This is a genomic window from Serratia sp. TSA_130.1 (assembly GCF_052691795.1).
Window position 1 is genome coordinate 13235 of the sequence record NZ_JBQZFS010000009.1, and the last position, 23415, is coordinate 36649.

Annotated in this window: 19 protein-coding genes; 12 read left to right on the plus strand and 7 right to left on the minus strand. The window is 60.5% G+C overall.

All coding sequences use genetic code 11. From position 1 onward, the window contains the following. Positions 1-23: 23 nt before the first annotated feature. Positions 24-797: an acetylglutamate kinase gene (argB, locus tag ACUTQY_RS22890; protein WP_033645219.1), complete on the minus strand. Its 774-nt coding sequence runs from the start codon at positions 795-797 to the stop codon at positions 24-26. 20 nt (positions 798-817) lie between these two features. Continuing rightward, positions 818-1822 (minus strand): N-acetyl-gamma-glutamyl-phosphate reductase, encoded by a 1005-nt coding sequence (gene argC / locus ACUTQY_RS22895; protein ID WP_025304655.1) that lies wholly within the window; start codon positions 1820-1822, stop codon positions 818-820. A 216-nt stretch (positions 1823-2038) separates the two neighbouring features. Between argC and argE the strand changes: the two genes are divergently transcribed. Continuing rightward, positions 2039-3184 carry an acetylornithine deacetylase gene (gene argE, locus ACUTQY_RS22900; RefSeq protein WP_015379410.1) on the plus strand — a complete coding sequence of 382 codons (1146 nt, stop codon included), beginning with the start codon at positions 2039-2041 and terminating at the stop codon, positions 3182-3184. A 261-nt stretch (positions 3185-3445) separates the two neighbouring features. After that, positions 3446-6082 (plus strand): phosphoenolpyruvate carboxylase, encoded by a 2637-nt coding sequence (gene ppc / locus ACUTQY_RS22905; protein ID WP_004931070.1) that lies wholly within the window; start codon positions 3446-3448, stop codon positions 6080-6082. A 104-nt stretch (positions 6083-6186) separates the two neighbouring features. Here the strand turns inward: ppc and metF are convergent, their stop codons facing one another. The 3 genes from metF to metB form a co-directional block, all read right to left on the minus strand. Next, on the minus strand, positions 6187-7083 hold the full coding sequence (metF, locus tag ACUTQY_RS22910; protein ID WP_033645217.1) for a methylenetetrahydrofolate reductase: 897 nt from the start codon (positions 7081-7083) through the stop codon (positions 6187-6189). A 228-nt stretch (positions 7084-7311) separates the two neighbouring features. Then, positions 7312-9747: a bifunctional aspartate kinase/homoserine dehydrogenase II gene (locus tag ACUTQY_RS22915; protein ID WP_046687962.1), complete on the minus strand. Its 2436-nt coding sequence runs from the start codon at positions 9745-9747 to the stop codon at positions 7312-7314. A 2-nt stretch (positions 9748-9749) separates the two neighbouring features. Next, complete coding sequence (gene metB / locus ACUTQY_RS22920) at positions 9750-10910, minus strand: cystathionine gamma-synthase (protein ID WP_033645215.1); 1161 nt, start codon at positions 10908-10910, stop codon at positions 9750-9752. A 304-nt stretch (positions 10911-11214) separates the two neighbouring features. Here metB and metJ point away from each other — a divergent pair, with 304 nt between their 5' ends. Then, positions 11215-11532, plus strand: coding sequence for a met regulon transcriptional regulator MetJ (gene metJ / locus ACUTQY_RS22925; RefSeq protein WP_004931076.1), 318 nt, complete (start codon positions 11215-11217; stop codon positions 11530-11532). Between the two features lie 77 nt (positions 11533-11609). Here metJ and rpmE read toward each other — a convergent pair whose 3' ends face one another. Beyond that, entirely contained in the window at positions 11610-11825 is a 216-nt protein-coding gene (gene rpmE, locus ACUTQY_RS22930) for a 50S ribosomal protein L31 (RefSeq protein WP_004931078.1), read from the minus strand. Between the two features lie 200 nt (positions 11826-12025). Between rpmE and priA the strand changes: the two genes are divergently transcribed. The 7 genes from priA to rraA all read left to right on the plus strand — a co-directional run bounded on the left by priA (position 12026) and on the right by rraA (position 20094). Beyond that, entirely contained in the window at positions 12026-14221 is a 2196-nt protein-coding gene (gene priA / locus ACUTQY_RS22935) for a primosomal protein N' (RefSeq protein WP_046687963.1), read from the plus strand. A 291-nt stretch (positions 14222-14512) separates the two neighbouring features. Then, positions 14513-15541: a DNA-binding transcriptional regulator CytR gene (gene cytR, locus ACUTQY_RS22940; RefSeq protein WP_025304661.1), complete on the plus strand. Its 1029-nt coding sequence runs from the start codon at positions 14513-14515 to the stop codon at positions 15539-15541. A 65-nt stretch (positions 15542-15606) separates the two neighbouring features. After that, on the plus strand, positions 15607-16539 hold the full coding sequence (ftsN, locus tag ACUTQY_RS22945; RefSeq protein ID WP_033645213.1) for a cell division protein FtsN: 933 nt from the start codon (positions 15607-15609) through the stop codon (positions 16537-16539). A 102-nt stretch (positions 16540-16641) separates the two neighbouring features. Then, the gene (gene hslV / locus ACUTQY_RS22950; protein WP_004931085.1) at positions 16642-17172 is read left to right on the plus strand and encodes an ATP-dependent protease subunit HslV; all 531 of its coding nucleotides are present in this window, start codon (positions 16642-16644) and stop codon (positions 17170-17172) included. A 12-nt stretch (positions 17173-17184) separates the two neighbouring features. Next, the gene (hslU, locus tag ACUTQY_RS22955; protein ID WP_033645212.1) at positions 17185-18519 is read left to right on the plus strand and encodes an HslU--HslV peptidase ATPase subunit; all 1335 of its coding nucleotides are present in this window, start codon (positions 17185-17187) and stop codon (positions 18517-18519) included. A gap of 96 nt (positions 18520-18615) precedes the next feature. Beyond that, positions 18616-19533 (plus strand): 1,4-dihydroxy-2-naphthoate polyprenyltransferase, encoded by a 918-nt coding sequence (locus tag ACUTQY_RS22960; protein ID WP_046687964.1) that lies wholly within the window; start codon positions 18616-18618, stop codon positions 19531-19533. Positions 19534-19608: 75 nt separating this feature from the next. Further along, entirely contained in the window at positions 19609-20094 is a 486-nt protein-coding gene (rraA, locus tag ACUTQY_RS22965) for a ribonuclease E activity regulator RraA (RefSeq protein ID WP_004931090.1), read from the plus strand. A gap of 60 nt (positions 20095-20154) precedes the next feature. On the opposite strand, the gene zapB is transcribed toward rraA, so the two are convergent. Further along, positions 20155-20394 carry a septal ring assembly protein ZapB gene (gene zapB, locus ACUTQY_RS22970; RefSeq protein WP_004931092.1) on the minus strand — a complete coding sequence of 80 codons (240 nt, stop codon included), beginning with the start codon at positions 20392-20394 and terminating at the stop codon, positions 20155-20157. Between the two features lie 518 nt (positions 20395-20912). On the opposite strand from zapB, the gene ACUTQY_RS22975 reads away from it, so the two are divergent. Both ACUTQY_RS22975 and glpK read left to right on the plus strand, forming a co-directional pair. Next, positions 20913-21758 (plus strand): MIP/aquaporin family protein, encoded by an 846-nt coding sequence (locus ACUTQY_RS22975; protein WP_004931095.1) that lies wholly within the window; start codon positions 20913-20915, stop codon positions 21756-21758. Between the two features lie 42 nt (positions 21759-21800). After that, a complete protein-coding gene (glpK, locus tag ACUTQY_RS22980; RefSeq protein ID WP_025304664.1) occupies positions 21801-23309 on the plus strand; it encodes a glycerol kinase GlpK in 1509 nt (502 codons plus the stop codon). Positions 23310-23415 lie beyond the last annotated feature (106 nt).

Below are 23415 nucleotides of genomic sequence, written 5' to 3' on the forward strand. Positions count from 1 at the left end.
TCTATTCCTTTCTAATTCTAAAATTAAGCGAGGATCCGGGTGCCAATCGACACGCCGTTAAACAAAGCAGGAAGCTGATCGGCATGGCGCCAGCTGGCGATATCCACCGGGCGGCCGAGGGTGCGGGCAGCGTCGAGCGCCGCATTCACCTTCACCACCATACCATCGGTGATGATGCCTTGCGCGATCAGTTGTTCCGCTTTTTGCGCCGTCATTTCCGCAATGCGTTGGCCCTTGCCGTCGAGGATGCCGCTGACGTCCGACAGCAGGATAAGGTCCGCCCCCAGCGTCGCCGCCAGCGCCGTCGCCGCCTGATCGGCGTTCACATTCATTAACTGCCCTTCGGCGGTGATGCCGATGGAGCTGACAACCGGCAGGTAGCCGGCGCCCAGCAGGGTATTGAGCAGCGCGGGCGAACCGGGCTGCGCGTTGCCGACGTGGCCCAATGCCGGATCGAGCGGGGTCACGACCGCGCTGCCGCCGTCCGCCAGGCTCAGGCCGACGGCGTTGATTTGGTGTTTAATCGCCCACGCCAGCAGCGTTTTGTTGGCGGTGCCGGCCAGCGCCCCGGTGATGATGTCGATCTGATCGGCCGGCGTGACCCGCAGGCCGTTCTTTTTCACCACCGGCAAAGCGAGCTGCTTCATCAGTTCGTCCACCACGCAGCCGCCGCCGTGCACGATCACCAGCGGGCGCTGGTGCTGCTGCCGATAGCTGTCCAACGCGGTAAACAGACGCTCCAGCGCTTCTTCACTGTCTAATAACACGCCACCTAACTTGATAATTAACGGGTTCATTGCTGTTTACTCACGCTGGTTTAAAGGAGTGATTGGGTTTCCGGGAAGCCGAAACGGATATTCAGGCATTGCACCGCCTGCGCCGCCGCGCCTTTCAGCAGATTGTCTTCCACCGCCACGGCGATCAGATGCTCGCCCTGCACCGCAAAACCGATGTCGCAGAACGGCAGCCCCACCACCGCTTTCAGCGCCGGCACGCCCTGGTCGTACAGCCGCACCAGCGGCTTGTCGTCATAGGCGGCATGATAGGCGGCCGCGACGTCCTGCGCGGTCACGCCGGCTTTCAGACGGCAGGTGATGGTTTCAAGGATGCCGCGCGGGAAATTGCCCAGATGCGGCGTAAAGATGACCGGCACGCCCAGGTGCGCGGCGATCTCCGGCTGGTGCCGATGAGTGAAAATACCGTACGGCTGCAGGCTCACTTCGCAGAAGCTGGTGGTCATGCTGGCCTTGCGCCCGGCGCCGCTGACGCCGCTGGTGGCGTTGATCACCGGCCACTGATCCAGATTCAGCAGCTGTTTTTCGATCAACGGTTTCAGCGCCAGCTGCGCCGCCGTCGGGTAACAGCCCGGCACCGCGATCAGCTGCGCCTGTTTAATCTTGTCGCTCTGCCACTCCGCCAGGCCGTACACAGCCTGCTCCAGCAGAGCGCCATGCTGATGCTCGAAACCGTAGTACTGGCTATAAAAACCGGCGTCCTGCACGCGGAAGGCGCCGGACAGATCGAACACCACGCAGCCCGCCGCCAGGAAAGCCGGTGCGATATCGTGGCTGACTTCATGGGCGGTGGCGAGGAACACCACGTCGATGCCCTGCGCCGCCTTGGCGACGTCAGTCAACGGCTGCAGCGGCAGATCGACGATGCCTTTCAACTGGGGATGGAGATCGGAAAGCAACTTTCCTGCATCTGCACTTTGCGCTGAAACCGCTAAAGCGGTTATGTTCATGTGTGGGTGGCGATTCAGGTAAGCCGTGAGCTCCGCTCCGGCGTAACCGCTGGCACCAACGATCAGCGTATTCAACATGTGGCCTTTCACCTTCTAAACTGACGTGCGGTCGCTTGCGACCCAGGTAACAGGGCTAGCCAGCGTTGTTGCGCCGTTCACCCACGGAGCCAGGCGTTGATGCTTTTATAAACATCCGGGCATCGGGTTCCCTTACGCTTCGGCTTACTGTATTTTTATTCAAAATAAATGCATGAATATTGATACTATCCTAACCTAAGGCTGTCAACAGTGAAGATGAAATTACCTCCATTTATTGAGCTGTACCGGGCGTTGATCGCCACTCCGTCAATCAGCGCCACCGATGCCGGCCTCGATCAGAGCAATGAGGCGTTAATCAACTTGTTGGCCGGATGGTTTGCCGACCTGGGCTTTCGCGTCGACGTACAGCCGGTGCCGGAGTCGCGCCACAAATTCAACCTGCTGGCCAGCATCGGCGAAGGCAGCGGCGGCCTGCTGCTGGCCGGCCACACCGATACGGTGCCTTACGACGAAGGCCGCTGGACGCGCGATCCCTTCACCCTGACCGAGCACGACAACAAGCTCTACGGGCTGGGCACCGCCGACATGAAAGGCTTCTTCGCCTTTATTCTGGATGCGGTGCGCGATATCGACGCGAGCAAGCTGACCAAGCCGTTGTACATTTTAGCCACCGCAGATGAAGAAACGACGATGGCCGGCGCGCGTTACTTCGCCGCCTCTACCGCCATTCGTCCGGATTTCGCCATCATCGGCGAGCCGACCTCGCTGCAGCCGGTGCGCGCGCACAAGGGCCACATGGCCAACGCCATTCGCATCGTCGGCCAGTCCGGCCACTCCAGCGATCCGGCGCGCGGCGTCAACGCCATCGATCTGATGCACGAGTCCATCGGCCGCCTGATGGAGCTGCGCAAGACCCTGCAGGAGCGCTACAACAACCCGGCGTTCGCCGTGCCTTATCCCACCATGAACTTCGGCCATATCAGCGGCGGCGACGCGGCCAACCGCATCTGCGCCTGTTGCGAACTGCATCTGGATATCCGCCCGCTGCCCGGCATGACGCTCGACAACATCAACGAACTGATGCATCAGGCGCTGGAGCCAGTGAGCCAACGCTGGCCGGGCCGCCTGACCATCGAAGAGCTGCACGCGTCGGTACCGGGCTACGAATGCCCGACCGACCACCGCATGGTAGCGGTGATCGAGGAGCTGCTGGGCACCCGCACGCAGGTGGTCAACTACTGCACCGAAGCGCCGTTCGTGCAACAGGTCTGCCCGACCTTGGTGCTCGGCCCCGGTTCCATCGATCAGGCCCACCAGCCGGACGAATACATCGACACCGCGTTTATCGAACCGACGCGCAAACTGTTGGGCCAGCTGGTCAATCACTTTTGCCGGCAATAAACCCGACATTTAGCAGGGGAAATGCTTTATGCTTCCCCTAACTCAAAATAAGTAGAAAGCAGCGAAATAAGCCACGCTGATAACCCACGCGGCGTAATTAAATTTCAGAAAATGCGCCGATTTTGATGTTTTTTTGCTAAAAATAGTGTCAATTGACGATTGGACAGGAACGCGATGGGATCAGGCAGGCGGTCTGCGCCTGACGCGTGAAATTTATTTACAAGATAAAAATCATACATACAGAACTGGGTCAGGGGTTATATGAACGAACAATATTCGGCAATGCGCAGTAATGTCAGTATGCTCGGCAAATTGCTCGGCGATACCATCAAAGAAGCGCTGGGCGAGCATATTCTCGATCGCGTTGAGACCATCCGTAAGCTTTCCAAATCCTCACGCGCCGGCAACGAAGCGCATCGCCAGGAGCTGCTCTCCACCCTGCAGAACTTGTCCAACGACGAGCTGCTGCCGGTGGCGCGCGCCTTCAGCCAGTTCCTCAACCTGACCAACGTCGCCGAGCAGTACCACAGCATTTCGCCCAACGGCGAAGCCGCCAGCAACCCGGAAGCGCTGGCCCAACTGTTCAGCCGCCTCAAAGACAAAAAGCTCAGCGACAAAGAGCTGCAGCACGCGGTGTCGCAACTCTCCATCGAGCTGGTGCTGACGGCGCACCCGACGGAGATCACCCGCCGCACCCTGATCCACAAGCTGGTGGAGGTCAACACCTGCCTCAGCCAGCTCGATCACAACGATCTGGCCGACTACGAGCGCAACAAGATCATGCGCCGCCTGCGCCAGCTGGTAGCCCAGTCGTGGCACACCGATGAAATTCGCAAACACCGCCCTTCCCCGATCGACGAAGCCAAATGGGGTTTTGCCGTCGTGGAAAACAGCCTGTGGGAAGGCGTGCCGGCGTTCCTGCGCGAATTCAACGAACAGCTGGAAAACTCCATCGATTACAGCCTGCCGGTAGAAGCGGTGCCGGTGCGCTTCACCTCCTGGATGGGCGGCGACCGCGACGGCAACCCGAACGTCACCGCCGAAATTACCCGCCATGTGCTGCTGCTCAGCCGCTGGAAAGCCTGCGACCTGTTTACCCGCGACATCCAGGTGCTGGTCTCCGAGCTGTCGATGACCGAGTGCACCCCTGAGCTGCGCGCCCGCGCCGGCGGCGATGAGGTGCAGGAGCCTTACCGCGAAATCATGAAGCAGCTGCGCAGCCAGCTGATGAGTTCCCAGGCTTATCTTGAAGGTCGCCTGAAGGGCGAGCGCGTGCTGAAACCGCACGACCTGCTGGTGAACAACGAGCAGCTGTGGGAGCCACTGTATGCCTGCTACCAGTCGCTGCAGGCCTGCGGCATGGGCATCATCGCCAATGGTCAACTGCTGGATACCCTGCGCCGCGTGCGCTGCTTCGGCGTGCCGCTGGTGCGCATCGACGTGCGTCAGGAGAGCACCCGCCATACCGAAGCCATCGCCGAGCTGACCCGCTATCTGGGGCTGGGCGATTATGAAAGCTGGTCGGAAGCCGATAAACAGGCGTTCCTGATCCGCGAACTGAACTCCAAACGCCCGCTGGTGCCGCTGAAATGGCAACCGAGCGCCGACACGCAGGAAGTGCTGGAAACCTGCAGGGTGATTGCCGAAGCGCCGCAGGGCTCGATCGCCGCCTATGTGATTTCTATGGCGCGCACGCCTTCCGACGTGCTGGCGGTGCATCTGCTGCTGAAAGAGGCCGGCTGCCCGTTCGCGCTGCCGGTCGCCCCGCTGTTCGAAACCCTCGACGACCTGAACAACGCCGACGACGTAATGACCCAGTTGCTGAACATCGACTGGTATCGCGGCTTCATCCAGGGCAAACAGATGGTGATGATCGGCTATTCCGACTCGGCGAAAGACGCCGGCGTGATGGCCGCTTCCTGGGCGCAGTACCGCGCGCAGGACGCGCTGATCAAAACCTGTGAAAAGGCCGGCGTGGCGCTGACGCTGTTCCACGGCCGCGGCGGTTCCATCGGCCGCGGCGGCGCTCCGGCGCATGCGGCGCTGCTGTCGCAGCCGCCGGGCAGCCTGAAGGGCGGCCTGCGCGTCACCGAACAGGGCGAGATGATCCGCTTCAAGTTCGGCCTGCCGGAAGTCACCATCAGCAGCCTGGCGCTGTATGCCGGCGCGATCCTCGAGGCCAACCTGCTGCCGCCGCCGGAACCGAAGAAAGAATGGCGGGCGCTGATGGACGACCTATCCGAGACCTCCTGCCGAATGTATCGCGGCTACGTGCGTGAAAACCCGGACTTCGTGCCTTACTTCCGCGCGGCCACGCCGGAGCTGGAGCTGGGCAAACTGCCGCTGGGCTCGCGCCCGGCCAAGCGCAAGCCGAACGGCGGCGTAGAGAGCCTGCGCGCCATTCCGTGGATCTTCGCCTGGACGCAGAACCGCCTGATGCTGCCGGCCTGGCTCGGCGCCGGCGCCGGATTGCAGGAAGCGGTGAAAGCCGGCAAACAGGCGGAGCTGGAGGCGATGTGTCGCGACTGGCCGTTCTTCTCCACCCGCATCGCCATGCTGGAAATGGTGTTCGCCAAAGCCGACCTGTGGCTGGCGGAATACTACGATCAGCGCCTGGTGGATAAATCGCTGTGGCCGCTGGGCCAACAGCTGCGCGATCAGCTGGAAAGCGACATCAAGGTGGTGCTGACCATCGCCAACGATGCGCACCTGATGGAAGACCTGCCGTGGATCGCCGAATCCATCGCGCTGCGCAACGTCTATACCGACCCGTTGAACGTCTTGCAGGCCGAATTGCTGCACCGTTCGCGCCAGCAGGAGCAGCCGGACGCCCGCGTGGAGCAGGCGCTGATGGTTACCATCGCCGGCGTCGCCGCCGGGATGCGCAACACCGGCTAGTGAGCCTCATCGCGGCCCCGTTTATCGGGGCCGTTTTTTTATGTCTCCCCCACAAAAAAAGGGCGCCGCGGTAAAGCGGCGCCCTTTTAAATGGAACAGACCCGTCAGGCGGCGGCCACCGGTCGCACGCCCAGCGTGTGGCAGATGGCGTAACTCATCTCGGCGCGGTTCAGGGTATAGAAGTGGAAATCTTTCACCCCTTCGCGGCTCAGGATCTTCACCATGTCCATGGCGATGTTGGCACCAACCATTTTGCGGGTCTCCGCATCGTCGTCCAGCCCTTCGAACATGCTGGTCATCCAGCTTGGCACCCGCACGTTGGTCATGGTGGCGAAGCGCTGCAGCTGCTTGAAGTTGGACACCGGCAGAATGCCCGGCACGATTTCCACGTCGATACCGGCGGCGACGCAGCGGTCGCGAAAGCGCAGGTAGCTCTCAACGTCGAAGAAGAACTGGGTAATCGCGCGACTGGCGCCGGCATCGATCTTGCGTTTCAGGTTAATCAAATCGGCCTGGGCGCTCTTCGCCTCCGGGTGCACTTCCGGGTAAGCGGCGACGGAAATGTCGAAGTCACCCACGTCTTTCAGCAGCGCCACCAGATCGGTCGCGTACATTTCCGGCTTGCCGCCGCCCGGCGGCAGATCGCCGCGCAGCGCCACGATATGGCGGATGCCGCTGTTCCAGTAATCGGTCGCGATGTCGCGCAGCTGCGCCGGGCTGGCGTCGATGCAGGTCAGGTGCGGCGCCGCCTCCAGGCCGGTGCGTTCCTTGATCCCTTTGATGATGCTGTGGGTGCGATCGCGCTCGCCGGAGTTGGCGCCGTAGGTGACGGAAACGAATTTAGGTTTGAGAATGCTCAGACGATCGATCGACTGCCACAGGGTCTCTTCCATCTCGCTGGTGCGTGGCGGGAAGAACTCGAATGATACGTTAATCTGGCCGTTCAACTCCGCCAGACTCTGATTCAGCGCTTCCCGCTGGTTTGCGTGGAAAAAACTCATACCCTGCTCACCTCTTATCGATCACTGTTTTTATTTCATCTTGATGAGCGTCTATACGTTTAGACGTCTAGATAGAAAATGCCGCATGTTGGCTAAAGAGTCAACAGGAAAATGAGGGGAATAAGATGATTAATCCTCACCCGCTCAACGAGGGAATTTCATGATCGCGACAAAGATAAGTATGGCAGGAAAAGCCAAGGGGCGCGGTGAGCCCGCGCCCGCAGAGGATTAAAGCAGCTGCGCCAATCGGTTAAGGTCTGACTGGATCGCGCCGGCGGTCACATCGCGGCCGGCGCCCGGCCCGCGGATCACCAGCGGATTATCGCGATACCAGCGGCTTTCGATGGCGAACACGTTGTCGCACGGCAACAGCGAGGCCAGAGGATGCTCAGGGCGCACCGCCTCCACGCCGACCCGCGCCTTGCCGTTGGCGTCGAAACGCGCCACGTGGCGCAGCACCAGGCCCATTTCGCTGGCGGCCTCAAAGCGCTGTTGCATCTGCTGATTCAGCGCCTCACCGTTCTCGAAGAACTGATCGACGGAGCCCAGCTCGCACCCCGCCGGCACCAGCGACTCGACCCGCACCTGGTTCGGTTCGATGTCGTAGCCCGCCTCGCGCGCCAGGATCACCAGCTTGCGCATCACGTCCTGGCCGGAGAGATCGACCCGCGGATCCGGTTCGGTCAGCCCCTGCTGCCAGGCCTGATCCACCAGCTCGGTGAACGGCACCGTGCCGTCATACTGCAGGAACAGCCAGGAGAGCGTGCCGGAGAAGATACCGCTGATCGCCAGAATGCTGTCGCCGCTGTCGCGCAGATCGCGCACCGTATGGTTGACCGGCAGGCCGGCGCCGACGGTGGCGTTATACAGCCAGTGGCGGCCGGTTTTGGCGAAGGCGTCGCGTATTTGGCGATAGCTGTCGCTGCACGAGGCCCCCGCCAACTTGTTGGCGCTGATCACGTGGAAACCGTAGCTGGCGAAATCCAGATACTGCCCGGCCAGCTCTTCGCTGGCGGTCACGTCGAGCACCACCAGATCGTCGAACGGGTGCGCGCGCATCCACAGGAACAACGATTCTTCGTCGAGTTCCTGCGCCTCGTCCTCAAAGAACGCCAATGCGCGGCTGGCGTCCAGCCCGTCGTAGTTCAGCAGGCTACGGCGGCTGTCCACCACCCCCGCCAGGATGAATTCGAAGCCGCTGCGCGCGGAGATATGGGTCTGCTCGCGGGCGAACAGCTCCAGCCAGCGCGAGCCGATGTTGCCCTTGCCGAACAGCACCAGACCGATGCGCTTCTCGGCGCGGAACAGGCTTTGGTGCAGCCCCTGGATCAGCAGCGCGGTCGGCCCCTGGCGCAATACCGCCACCAGGCTGATGCCATCTTCCGCCTGCCAGATAAACTCGACCGGCTGATCTTTCAGCTGCTGATAGAAACGGTGGCTGTGCAGCGGGTTCTTGCACACCCCGGCGCCGACCATCGCCACCAGCGCCAATCCTTCGCGCAGGCGCAGCTCGCCTGGCAGCACCGCGGCCTGCAGCGTCGCCAGCGCGCTGTTGACCACCTCGGAGGTGTAGCACAGCTGCACCAGGTTGCGGTCTGGGTGGATGCCCACCGCCAGCGGTTTGATCTGCGCGCGCTTGAGCACCAGATCCAACTCTTTCTGCGCCAGTTTGAAGTCATGCTGAGCGGCAACGTGCAGTTCAATCAGGCACACATCGTCGTGGCTGGTGACAATCTTGGCGCCGGTGCCGGAAGCCAATACGCGCTCAATGCGCGTCGAGCCCTGCTCCGGCTGATAGCTGCAGCGCAGCTGAAGATCGATATCGCTACCGGAGACCGGCTGCAGGGTACGGGTGTGCAACACCGGCGCAGCCAGACGCGCCAGCTCGCTGGCTTCGTCCAGACGCAGCAGCGGCAGCAGGCAGGCGTCTTTCACCTTGCGCGGATCGGCGCTGTAAACCCCGGCCACGTCGCTCCAGATGGTGACGCGCGCAGCGCCGGCCAGCGCGCCGACCTGAGTGGCGGAGTAGTCGCTGCCGTTACGCCCCAACAGCACGGTTTCCCCGGCGTCGTTGCGCGAAATGAACCCGGTCACTACCAGGCGTTTACCCGGGTGTTGGGCCATCAATTGTTGCAACAGCGGGTAAGAACGGCCTTCATCCACCTGCGGCTGCGCGGCGCGCTCGGCGCGCAGGAAGTCACGCGCATCCAGCCAGGCCGCCTGCATGTCCAGGTGGTTGAGCACCGCCGCCATCAGGCGCGCCGACCAAATCTCGCCGTGCCCGACCACTTCGGCGTAGCACACCTCGTCGACATTGCCGTCCAGCAGCGCCGCCAGGCGTTCCAGATCCTGAATGAACTCGGCGATCAGCGGCTCGGCGCTTTCCGGCGGCAACAGGCCGCTGATAAGATCGCTGTGATAACGACGCAACGTCTGCTGCACCTGGTGCGCAGACAGGCGATCGCTCTGGCTGAGCTTCAGCCAGTTGATCAACTGGTTGGTGGTACTGCCGGCGGCCGATACCACCATCATGTCGCCCGGCTGGCTGTATTCCGCCATAATCCCGGCCACACGCAGATAACACTTCACATCCGCCAGACTGCTGCCGCCAAACTTGTGCAGTTGACGCCCGCTCACCGGCCCTGCTACAGCAATTGCATTCATGCTTACCTCGTTGCCGCCGCCTGGAAAGCGCGTTCCAGATCGGCAATCAAATCTTCACTGTCTTCAATACCCACGGAAATGCGCAGCAGGCTCTCGGAGATGCCGGCCGCTGCCCGCGCCTCCGCCGCCATGCCGGCGTGAGTCATGGTCGCTGCATGCGAGATCAGGCTTTCTACGCCGCCCAACGATTCTGCCAGAGTAAACAGCTCAAGGGCAGAGAGAAAACGGCGCAGCACCGCTTCATCGCCGTCCAGTTCAAAACTCAGCATCGCGCCGAAACCGCGCTGCTGACGACGGGCGATCTCATGCCCCGGATTCTCCGGCAGGGAAGGATGATACAGCTTTTTCACCAGCGGTTGCTGCTGTAAATAGTCAACAATCGCTTCAGCGTTTTGTTGCGCCGCCTTGATGCGTGGCGACAACGTGCGCATGCCGCGCAGCAACAGATAGCTGTCGAACGCGCCGCCGGTCACGCCGATGTTGTTCGCCCACCAGGCCAGCTCGACCGCCAGCTCAGGATCTTTGGCGATCACCGCGCCGGCCACCACGTCCGAATGCCCGTTCAGGTATTTGGTGCAAGAATGGACCACCAGATCGGCACCGAGTTCGATCGGCTGTTGCAGGGCCGGGCTGAGGAACGTGTTGTCCACCACCGTCAACGCGCCCGCCGCGTGCGCGGCAGCGCAGATCGCCGCGATGTCCACCACCCGCAGCAGCGGATTGCTGGGGCTTTCTATCAACACCAGCTTCGGCTTTTGCGCCAGCGCCTGTTGCAGGGCGGCCTCATTGCCTTGATCGACGAACAGCACGCGATAAGCGCCGCGCTTGCTCAGGCTGTCGAATAACCGATAGCTGCCGCCGTAACAGTCGTGCGGCGCCACCAGCAGATCGCCGGGCTTCAGCAGTACGGTGGTCACCAGATGGATCGCCGACATCCCGCTGCCGGTCATCACCGCGCCGGCGCCGCCTTCCAGCTCCGCCAACGCGCGCTGCACCACGTCGCGCGTCGGGTTGCCGCGGCGCGAGTAGTCATGAGCTCGAGGTTGATTGAAGTCGGTAAAGTTATAGGTGCTGGACAGATGAATCGGCGGGACAACGCAGCCGTACTGTTCGTCGTCGTTCAGGCCGCTGCGTACGGCAATCGTGGCTGGTTTACGCGTCATGGGCTCGCTCGGCTCTCGGTTCGGTGAATGAGGCCTAAAGAGTAATCGCAGGATTGATAGACGTCAATACATCTGGACATCTAAACTTCTTTGCGTATAGATTGAGCAATGACACAATACCCGCTAAAATTATGCCGATATGACATGACGATAAGATGTTAAGCGGCAATGCCTGGCCGAAGCGGGGCATTCAGTGACCCTGGTCGCGTAAAATTGACATTTATTTAGTGAGAACAGTGAAGATCGGGCATAATTGGCCGGTTTTTAGAATTTTGTAATTTTTCTGACAAAGTTAAGGTGTCCCATGGCTGAGTGGAACGGCGAGTATGTCAGCCCTTACGCTGAACACGGTAAAAAAAGCGAGCAAGTCAAAAAGATCACGGTATCCATTCCGCTGAAGGTCCTGAAAATCCTCACCGACGAACGGACCCGTCGCCAGGTGAACAACCTGCGCCACGCCACCAACAGCGAACTTCTGTGCGAAGCGTTTCTGCATGCCTTTACCGGCCAGCCGCTGCCGAACGATGAAGACCTGCGCAAAGAGCGCAGCGATGAAATCCCGGAAGCCGCAAAAGCGTTGATGCGCGAACTGGGTGTCGATCCCGATACCTGGGAATATTGAGAACCGCCCGGCGAACGTCGGCGGCAGAAAAGAAAAAAGGCGCCCAGGGCGCCTTTTTCATCGGTCGATAAGAAATCTTATTTCTTAGCGCCTGGTACGCTGAAACGCTTGTTGAAGCGGTCAACGCGGCCACCGGTAGCAACGTCACGCTGCTTGCCAGTGTAGAACGGGTGGCATGCGCCACAAACGTCCAGGTTCAGATCGTGGCCCACGGTGGAGCGGATCTTCATCACGTTACCGCAAGAGCAGTTAGCAGTAACTTCTTCGTATTTTGGGTGGATACCTTGTTTCATGGGAAACCTCAGTTAAGGCCGTGTCGCTATCCAGCCCTGTTTCGCCAGACACCACACGTGGTTGATAATAGAATTTTGGTATCGAATTATACCAAAGGCGGCAAATTATACAGCATTAGTCGGGGCGCGCAATCGGAACCGTACATTTGACGATGCGCCGTGTAAACTGATGCCCACTTTTTTTCAATTTGGATGAGATCATGCCCGTCGTACACGTTGCTTTGCCGGTCCCCCTCGCCCGCACCTTCGACTATCTGCTGCCGCCCGGCATGCAGCCGGTGGCCGGCGCGCGCGTGGGCGTGCCCTGGGGCAGGCAGCATGCAATCGGCATCGTCACCGGCTGCAGCGACACCAGCGAACTGCCGTTGGACAAGCTCAAACCGATCGACAGCGTGATCGACACGGAATCGCTGTTCTCCCCCAGCCTGTGGCGCATCCTGCGCTGGGCCAGCGATTACTACCACTATCCCATCGGCGAAGTGCTGTTCCACGCGCTGCCGATCCTGCTGCGCCAAGGCAAACCGGCCGAGGCCGCGCCGCTGTGGCAGTGGTTCGCCACCGAAGAGGGGCGCGCCACGCCGCCCGAAAGCCTGAAACGCGCGCCGAAACAGCAGCAGGCGCTGGCGGCGCTGTTGCAACGCCCGGTCTATCGCCATCAGGTCAGCCAGCTTGAGCTGACGGAAAGCGCCCTGCAGGCGCTGCGCGCCAAAGGGCTGATCGATCTGCGCGCTCAGGTCGCGGCCACGCAGGACTGGCGCCCCAACTTTGCGGTGCTCGGCGAGCGGCTGCGGCTGAATACCGAACAGGCCACCGCCGTCGGGGCGATCCGAAGCGAAGATGAGCAGTTTGCCGCCTGGCTGCTGGCCGGGGTCACCGGCTCCGGCAAGACCGAGGTGTATCTCAGCGTGCTGGAAAACGTGTTGGCCAAAGGCCGGCAGGCGCTGGTGCTGGTGCCGGAAATCGGCCTGACGCCGCAAACCATCGCCCGCTTTCGCGAGCGCTTCAACGCGCCGGTGGACGTGCTGCACTCCGGGCTGAACGACAGCGAACGGCTGGCGGTTTGGCTGCGCGCGCGCAGCGGCGAAGCCGCGATCGTCATCGGCACCCGCTCGGCGCTGTTCACACCGTTCCGGCAACTGGGCGTTATCATCATCGACGAAGAGCACGACAGCTCTTATAAACAGCAGGAAGGCTGGCGCTACCACGCCCGCGATCTGGCGGTGTTCCGCGCCCGGGAAGAAGATATCCCGATGGTGATGGGCTCCGCCACGCCGGCACTGGAAACGCTGCACAACGTGCAACTGGGCAAATATCGCCAGTTGAAGCTCACCCAACGGGCAGGCAACGCCAAACCGGCGGCGCAGCATCTGATCGATCTGAAAGGGTTGCCGCTGAAGGTCGGCCTGTCGCAGCCGCTTTTGAAAAGCATGCAGCACCATTTAAAAGCCGGCAATCAGGTGATGCTGTTCCTCAACCGCCGCGGTTACGCCCCGGCGCTGCTGTGCCACGAGTGCGGCTGGATCGCCGAGTGCCAGCGCTGCGATCACTATTACACCTTCCACCAGCATCAGCGCCAGCTGCGCTGTCACCACTGCGACAGCCAGCGACCGGTGCCGCACCAATGCCCGCAGTGCGGCTCCACCCACCTGGTATCGGTCGGCGTCGGCACCGAACAGCTGGAACATGAGCTGGCGCCGCTGTTCCCCGACACGCCGATCACCCGCATCGATCGCGACACCACCAGCCGCAAAGGGTCGCTGGAACAGCACCTGGCGGATATTCATCGCGGCGAAGCGCGCATTCTGATCGGCACGCAAATGCTGGCCAAGGGCCACCATTTTCCCGACGTCACGCTGGTGGCGTTGCTGGACGTGGACGGCGCGCTGTTCTCCGCCGACTTCCGCTCCGCCGAGCGTTTCGCTCAGCTCTATACCCAGGTCTCCGGGCGCGCGGGGCGAGCGGGCAAACAGGGTGAAGTGCTGCTGCAAACCCACCACCCGGAGCACCCGTTATTGCAGGTGCTGCTGCAACAAGGTTACGACGCCTTCGCCAAACAGACGCTGGCGGAGCGCAACAGCGTGTTTCTGCCGCCCTACACCAGCCACATCATCGTGCGCGCCGAAGATCACGATAACCAACAGGCCCCGCTGTTCCTGCAGCAGCTGCGCAATCTGTTGGAAGCCAGTCCGCTTAAGGACGATTCGCTGTGGGTGATGGGCCCGGTGCCGGCGCTGCAGTCCAAACGCGGCGGCCGTTTCCGCTGGCAGCTGCTGCTGCAGCATCCGACACGGCGCGTCCTGCAACAGCTGATGAAAAGCTCGCTGCCGCTGATCGGCACCCTGCCGCAAACGCGCAAGGTGAAATGGACGCTGGATGTCGATCCGATCGACAGCTGATCCCGGAAAAGTCCGATTTAGCTGCCGTCATGCAAACGTTTACCCTTTAAATTGCGAGCGAACGCTAAAAAACCTTCTCAGGTCACATTTTTTATGCAAATTAGGTAACAAAGGCGGGGCGTATTCTGTTTAGAATGTCTGCGAGGGCAAATTTTGTCGCCACATCGCAGCGCGACGGAGTGCTCGAACGCGAGTGGCGCTCAATGACAACAATCCCGCCACCGCATGCCGGACATTGTGAGCAAACAGCAGTAGTGGCGTCGGCATGGGGCTGACGCAAGGAGAAAGGCGTTGGAACACAAGAAAGAGTTATCCATGGCGACCATGAAAGACGTCGCCGAAATGGCGGGCGTTTCAACGGCTACCGTATCGCGTGCGCTGATGAATCCGGAAAAGGTGTCAACGCCAACGCGTCAGAAAGTGGAACAGGCCGTGCTGGCCGTGGGTTATTCTCCTCATGCTCTGTCACGCAATATCAAACGCAACGAATCTCGCACCATCCTGGTGATCGTGCCCGACATCTGCGATCCGTTTTTCGCGGATGTGATCCAGGGGATCGAACAGACCGCCGCCCAACAAGGCTATCTGGTGCTGATCGGCGACTGCGCGCAGCAGAACCAGCAAGAACGCACCTTCGTCAATCTGATCATCACCAAACAGATCGACGGCATGCTGCTGCTGGGCTCTAATCTACCGTTCGACGCCAGCAAGGAAGAGCAGCGCAACCTGCCGCCGATGGTGATGGCCAATGAGTTCGCGCCCGAGCTGGAACTGCCGACGGTGCATATCGACAACCTGACCGCCGCCTTTGAAGCCGTGCATTATTTGCATCAATTGGGCCACCGGCAGATCGCCTGCGTCGCCGGGCCGGAACAGATGCCGCTGAGCCATTATCGGCTGCAAGGTTATGTTCAAGCGCTACGCCGTAATGGCATTACCGTCGAAAGCAGCTATATTACCCGGGGTGATTTTACCTACGAAGCCGGCGCGCAAGCGCTGACCCAGTTGATGGCTCAGCCGAAACCGCCGACGGCGGTGTTCTGCCACAGCGACGTCATGGCGATCGGCGTGCTGTCCCAGGCGAAGAAAATGGGGCTGCGGGTACCGCAGGATCTGTCGATCGTCGGCTTTGACGACCTCAAGCTGGCGCAGTATTGCGATCCGCCGCTGACCACGGTGGCGCAGCCGCGCTTCCAGATCGGCCAGCAGGCGATGTTGTTGCTGTTGGAGCAGTTGAACGGCCAGACGGTGGCCAGCGGCTCCCGACTCTTGGACAGTGAATTGATTATCAGAGGCAGCACCGCTGCTCCGAAACGCTAGTCAAATATTTTAGGGTTCAGTAACATGACGGACTTATCCTCTCATCAGGACACAGCGGAATAATAGTGGCACAAAAAGACTATGTAAGCCGTGGGCGCGCAGCAGGAGCTAAGCGCAAAACCCCCAGCCGTAAAAAACGCAGTTCTCCGAAGGTTTCCAAAACCGTGCTGGCGTTAGCCGTCGCGTTGCTGGTTGTCTTTGTCGGTGGCCTCTATTTCATTACGCACAACAAGCCGGAAGACGCGCCGTTGTTGCCTGCGCACACCACTCGCCCAGGCAACGGCCTGCCGCCGAAGCCGGAAGAGCGCTGGCGCTATATCAAAGAGCTGGAAAACCGACAGATCGGCGTGCAAACCCCGACCGAACCGACGGCTGGCGGCGAGCTCAATTCCAAAACTCAGCTGACCGCCGAACAACGGCAACTGCTGGAGCAGATGCAGGCCGACATGCAACAGCGCCCGACGCAGCTGAATGAAGTGCCGTATAACGATCCGGGCCAGGCCAACGCGCGCGGCAACCGCCAGCAGCAGATGCAACAACCGCAAATGCAGCAGCAGCCGGTACAGCAACAGCAGCAGGTCACTCAGGCGCCGCGCAACCCGTTCAACAACGGGGCCACCACCGCGCCGGTGCAGCAGCACCAGCAGCCGAAGCAAGTCACCCCGCCGCCGGCGCAGGTGAAACAGCCTGAGCCGAAGCCGCAACCGAAGCCGGAGCCCAAACCGGAAGTGAAACAGGAAACGGCCAAGCAGGACACCAAACCGGAATCGAAACAGAAGTGGATGGTGCAATGCGGTTCGTTCCGCGCCACCGATCAGGCTGAATCCGTGCGTGCGCGCCTGGCGTTCGAGGGCATCGAGAGCCGCATCACCGCCGGTGGCGGTTGGAATCGCGTGGTGCTCGGCCCCTACAGCAGCCGCGCCGCAGCGGACAAAACCCTTTCGCGCCTGAAGGGCGTCGGCATGTCGAGTTGCATTCCCCTCTCCGTTGGGGGTTGAAAAGCGTCAATCCCCCCCCATCTATACTCTCAATATGCCTCGTAGCGTCTGCGAAAGCAGGCGCTGCGGGGACTTCTTTCCGTCTTTAACGAGGGTCTGCTCGTGACAACAATTGTAAGCGTACGCCGCAACGGCCAGGTCGTCATCGGTGGTGATGGCCAGGCAACCCTGGGTAATACGGTGATGAAGGGTAACGTCAAGAAAGTGCGTCGCCTGTATAACGACAAAGTGATCGCCGGTTTCGCCGGTGGCACCGCTGACGCCTTCACGCTGTTTGAACTGTTTGAACGCAAACTGGAAATGCATCAGGGCCACCTGGTGAAAGCCGCCGTCGAGCTGGCGAAAGACTGGCGCACCGACCGCATGCTGCGCAAGCTCGAAGCGCTGCTGGCGGTCGCCGATGAAACCGCCTCGCTGATCATCACCGGCAACGGCGATGTGGTGCAGCCGGAAAACGATCTGATCGCCATCGGCTCCGGCGGCCCGTACGCCCAGGCCGCCGCCCGCGCCATGTTGGAAAATACCGAGCTGAGCGCCCGCGACATCGTTGAGAAATCCCTCAACATCGCCGGCGACATCTGTATTTACACCAACCATTTCCACACCATTGAAGAATTGCCTTCCAAAGCGTAAGGATCGAATACCATGTCTGAAATGACCCCGCGCGAGATCGTCAGCGAACTGGACAGCTATATCATTGGCCAAAACAAGGCCAAACGCGCTGTCGCCATTGCCCTGCGCAACCGCTGGCGCCGGATGCAGCTCAACGAGATGCTGCGTCACGAAGTGACCCCGAAAAACATTCTGATGATCGGCCCGACCGGCGTCGGTAAAACCGAAATCGCCCGCCGTCTGGCGAAGCTGGCCAACGCGCCGTTCATCAAGGTTGAAGCCACCAAGTTCACCGAAGTGGGCTATGTGGGCAAAGAAGTGGACTCCATCATTCGCGATCTGACCGATGCCGCCATCAAAATGGTGCGCATGCAGTCGATCGAGAAAAATCGCACCCGTGCCGAAGAGTTGGCCGAAGAGCGCATTCTCGACGTGCTGATCCCGCCGGCCAAAAACAACTGGGGCCAGCCGGAAGAAGGCCAGGAACCGTCCGCCGCCCGCCAGGCATTCCGCAAGAAACTGCGCGAAGGCCAGCTGGATGACAAAGAGATCGAAATCGATCTGGCCGCCGCGCCGATGGGCGTGGAAATCATGGCGCCTCCGGGCATGGAAGAGATGACCAACCAGCTGCAGTCGATGTTCCAGAACCTCGGCGGCCAAAAGCAAAAACCGCGCAAGCTGAAGATCAAAGAAGCCTTCAAGCTGCTGGTGGAAGAAGAAGCCGCCAAGCTGGTGAACCCGGAAGAGCTGAAAGAGCAGGCGATCGAAGCGGTTGAGCAGCACGGCATCGTGTTTATCGATGAGATCGACAAAATCTGTAAGCGCGGCGGCCAAAGCTCCGGCCCGGACGTTTCCCGCGAAGGCGTGCAGCGCGATCTGCTGCCGCTGGTGGAAGGGTGCACCGTGTCCACCAAGCACGGCATGGTGAAAACCGACCACATTCTGTTCATCGCTTCCGGCGCGTTCCAGACCGCCAATCCGTCGGATCTGATCCCGGAACTGCAGGGCCGTCTGCCGATCCGCGTTGAGCTACAGGCGCTGACCACCGAAGACTTCGAGCGCATCCTGACCGAGCCGAGCGCGTCGCTGACCGAACAGTACAAAGCGCTGATGGGCACCGAAGGCGTCAATATCGAGTTCACCGCCGACGGCATCCGCCGCATCGCCGAAGCCGCGTGGCAGGTCAACGAAAGCACCGAGAACATCGGCGCGCGTCGTCTGCACACCGTGCTGGAGCGTCTGATGGAAGATATTTCCTACGATGCGAGTGAAATTAATGGCCAATCCATTACAATTGATGCGGATTACGTGCGCAGTCATCTGGATGAACTGGTGGCGGATGAAGATTTGAGTCGTTTTATCCTATAATCGCTCAATCATTGTCTTGTCAGTCATCTGTGTGGGAGGCATTGCCTCCCACAATTATTTCTAACGGACACCGCAACTTACTGACAGAAGCGAAACATGAGCTCATCAACCTCCACCACCCCGATTTCCGCATGGCTCGAAAGTCTACGCCCCCGCACCCTGCCGTTGGCCTTTGCCTCCATCGTGGTCGGCTCGGCGATCGCCGCCTGGCACGGCAGCCTGAAACCTGAAGTGGCGCTGCTGGCGCTGGTGACCGCCGGTCTGCTGCAGATCCTCTCCAACCTGGCGAATGACTACGGCGATGCGGTCAAAGGCAGCGACAAAGAAGATCGCATCGGGCCGTTGCGCGGCATGCAAAAGGGCATGATCACCCAGGCGCAGATGAAACGGGCGCTGGTGGTGACGGTAGTGCTGATCGCCCTCGCCGGCTGTTCGCTGATCGCCGTCGCCTGCGAGCAACCCAGCGACGTGGTGGGCTTCCTGGTGCTGGGCGGGCTGTCTATCGTGGCGGCCATCACCTACACCGTCGGCAACAAACCCTACGGGTATTTGGGGCTGGGCGACATCTCGGTGCTGGTGTTCTTCGGCTGGCTGAGCGTGGCCGGCACCTACTATTTGCAGACGCACACCTTCGACAGCGTCGTGATGCTACCGGCCACCGCCTGCGGCCTGCTGGCGACGGCGGTACTCAACATCAACAATCTGCGCGATATCGAAAGCGATCGCGAAAACGGCAAGAATACGCTGGCGGTGCGTCTCGGCCCGCACAAGGCGCGCATTTACCACGCCCTGCTGCTCGGCGGCGCGGTGCTGTGTTTCGCGCTGTTTACGCTGTTCAACCTCCACAGCCTGTGGGGTTGGCTGTTCGTGCTGGCGATCCCGCTGCTGGTGCGCCACGGCCTGCGCGTGCTGCGCGATCCGACGCCGGTCGGCATGCGGCCGATGCTGGAGCATATGGTCAAGGCGGCGTTGCTGGCCAACCTGCTGTTCGCCATCGGCGTGGCGCTCAGTTAAAAACTGATGATTTTGCCAACAGGGCGAATAAAGGGATATACTGAACATTCCTGCGGCAAACAGACGTAAAATCCTATGAAATACGATACTTCCGAACTTTGCGACATCTATCATGAAGAGGTGAACGTTGTTGAACCTCTGTTCTCCAATTTTGGCGGGCGTACTTCATTTGGCGGGCAGATCACCACGGTGAAATGCTTTGAGGATAACGGCCTGTTATTCGATCTGCTTGAAGAAAACGGTCGCGGCCGCGTGCTGTTGGTCGACGGCGGCGGTTCGGTACGCCGGGCGCTGATCAACGCCGAACTGGCGCGCCTGGCCGCCCAGAACGAATGGGAAGGCATCGTGGTGTACGGCGCGGTGCGCCAGGTGGACGATCTGGAAGAGCTCGACATCGGCATTCAGGCGATGGCGGCGATCCCGGCGGGTGCCGTAAGCGAAGGCGTGGGCGAAAGCGATATCCGCGTCAACTTCGGCGGCGTCACCTTCTTCTCCGGCGACCACCTGTATGCCGACAACACCGGCATCATCCTCTCCGAAGACCCGCTCGACATCGAGTGATTTTCGGACATGAAAAAGGGCGCCTCAGGCGCCCTTTTCGTTGCTGCATGGCGTAAGGAATCAAACCTCTTCCATTTTGCCCAGCAGCGCGCGCAGGCGATCTTGCCATACGTGCTGTTCTTCTTTCAGCTGTTGGTTTTCGCGCACCAGCGCTTCGTGGTTGCCGGAGGCAGCCTGCACTTCCTGCGACAGAGAGTTGTTTTTGTCTTTCAGCTCTTCAATTTCCATCTGCAACAAGGTGATGGTATCAATCGCCTGCTGTACTTTTGCTTCCAGTTTCTCAAATACTTCAAATGACATGCTTCAGTCCCCTCATGATAGCAAGGCGTACATCTATAAGTAGCGGCCGCAACGTCGGCTGCAGCTACTGCGAATATTGCATCGCGCTCAGTGACGCGCGCCGTTACGGAAGGCGCGCCAGTCTCGATTCGTTAAAAACGATTGTAAGTAGCCAGTCTCCGCCTGTCTAGCAACATACCGGATCATCGCGCAGTCTGTTGCAATTTTCCTGCCCTCGCCATCAGTAAAAACTGAAAATCCCCGCCGCCGCGAGTTGTTAACGCCCCTCGCTAAACCACTGGTCAGATCACACTTTTATGGCTCAGAAAGAACACTGAACGACGCGAAATCGCTCAATTTTATGACGCGCCACACACATTTTGATTTCGCTATTTCTCGTTTATGTTCGTTAACGATAAATTTACATCACGTCCTCATTCAATAATTGGACGAGATGAAAAAAACTGTGCCCATAGGTCAGATGTATACCTGGCTGAGCCTATAAACCAACAACCGCCGTTTTGCAGGACACCAACATTATGAGCCAAACCACCAGTCCGACATTAAAAGGCCAGTGCATCGCCGAGTTTCTCGGCACGGCGCTGCTGATCTTCTTTGGCGTAGGCTGCGTTGCCGCACTGAAACTGGCGGGCGCCAGCTTCGGCCAGTGGGAAATCAGCATCATTTGGGGCCTCGGCGTCGCCATGGCCATCTATCTGACCGCCGCCATTTCCGGCGCGCATCTCAACCCGGCGGTCACCCTCGCCCTGTGGCTGTTCGCCTGCTTCGACGGGCGCAAAGTGGTGCCTTACATCATTGCGCAGATCGCCGGCGCCTTTTGCGCCGCCGCCCTGGTCTACGGGCTGTACTACAACCTGTTCTTCGACTTCGAAGCGGCTCACCATATGGTGCGCGGCAGCAACGAAAGCCTTGAACTGGCCGGCATCTTCTCGACTTACCCTAACGCGCACATCTCCGTCGGCCAGGCCTTCCTGGTAGAAATGGTGATCGCTGCGATCCTGATGTGCCTGATCCTGGCGCTGACCGACGACGGCAACGGCATTCCGCGCGGCCCGCTGGCGCCGCTGCTGATCGGTATTCTGATTGCCGTGATCGGCGCCTCCATGGGACCATTGACCGGCTTTGCGTTGAACCCGGCGCGTGACTTCGGGCCGAAACTGTTCGCCTACCTGGCCGGCTGGGGCAAAGTCGCCTTCACCGGCGCGCGCGACATCCCGTACTTCCTGGTGCCGATCTTCGCCCCTATCGTCGGCTGTGGCCTGGGCGCTTTCGGTTACCGCGCGCTGATTGGCCGCCACCTGCCGTGCGACGTCTGCGTGACGGAAGAAGAGCCCGACGCCAAGACCCAGCAGCGTAAAGCGTGATGGGTGCAGTTTTAAACGGTTAACAACAGCAGGATAATTACCATGACTGTAGAAAAAAAATACATTGTCGCACTCGACCAAGGGACCACCAGCTCACGCGCCGTCGTGCTCGATCACGACGCCAACATCGTTGCGGTATCGCAACGCGAATTCCCGCAGATCTATCCAAAGGCCGGCTGGGTTGAGCACGACCCGATGGAGATTTGGGCGTCGCAAAGCTCGACGCTGGTAGAAGTGCTGGCGAAGGCCGACATCAATTCCGATCAAATCGCCGGCATCGGCATCACTAACCAGCGCGAAACTACCATCGTCTGGGAAAAAGAGACCGGCAAGCCGGTCTACAACGCCATCGTCTGGCAGTGCCGCCGCACCGCCGACATCTGCGAGAAGCTCAAGCGCGACGGCCTGGAAGAGTACATCCGTCACAACACCGGCCTGGTGGTTGACCCCTACTTCTCCGGCACCAAGGTGAAATGGATCCTGGACAACGTCGAAGGTGCCCGCGAGCGCGCCAAGCGCGGCGAACTGCTGTTCGGCACCGTCGATACCTGGCTGGTGTGGAAGATGACCCAGGGGCGCGTACACGTCACCGATTACACCAACGCCTCACGCACCATGATGTTCAACATCCACGAGCTGGACTGGGACGAACGCATGCTGGAAGTGCTGGACATTCCGCGCGCCATGCTGCCGAAAGTCCGTCCTTCCTCCGAGGTATACGGCCAGACCAACATCGGCGGCAAGGGCGGCACGCGTATTCCTATCGCCGGTATCGCCGGCGACCAGCAAGCGGCATTGTACGGCCAGCTGTGCGTTCAACCGGGCATGGCGAAGAACACCTACGGCACCGGCTGCTTCCTGCTGATGAACACCGGCAAAGAAGCGGTGCGCTCGAAAAACGGTTTGCTGACCACCATCGCCTGCGGCCCGCGCGGCGAAGTGAACTATGCGCTGGAAGGCGCGGTGTTCATCGGCGGTGCGTCTATCCAGTGGCTGCGCGACGAGCTGAAACTGATCAGCGACGCCGCCGACTCCGAATATTTCGCCACCAAGGTGAAAGACAGCAACGGCGTCTATGTGGTGCCGGCCTTCACCGGCCTGGGCGCGCCCTACTGGGATCCGTATGCCCGCGGCGCCATCTTCGGCCTGACCCGCGGTGCCAACAGTAACCACATCATCCGCGCCACGCTGGAATCCATCGCCTTCCAGACGCGCGACGTGCTGGACGCCATGCAGGCCGACGCCAACACCCGCCTGCAATCGCTGCGCGTGGACGGCGGCGCGGTCGCCAACAACTTCCTGATGCAGTTCCAGTCCGATATCCTCGGCACCCGCGTAGAGCGCCCTGAAGTGCGTGAATCGACGGCGTTGGGCGCCGCGTTCCTGGCGGGCCTGGCCATCGGCTACTGGAACGATCTGGATGAAGTGAAGAGCAAAGCGGTGATTGAGCGTGAATTCCGCCCAAGCATCGAAACCACCGAACGCAACTACCGCTACAGCGGCTGGAAAAAAGCGGTGGCTCGCGCGCAGGCATGGGAAGATCACGATTAAACCCAGCCTTGCCGTTACCCCCAAATTGCGCTGCCTGCGGGCGGCGCTTTTTTTTGCCCCGCCCCGCCGCCGCCGCGCTGTGATAGACTTTGCCGATATTTTCTTC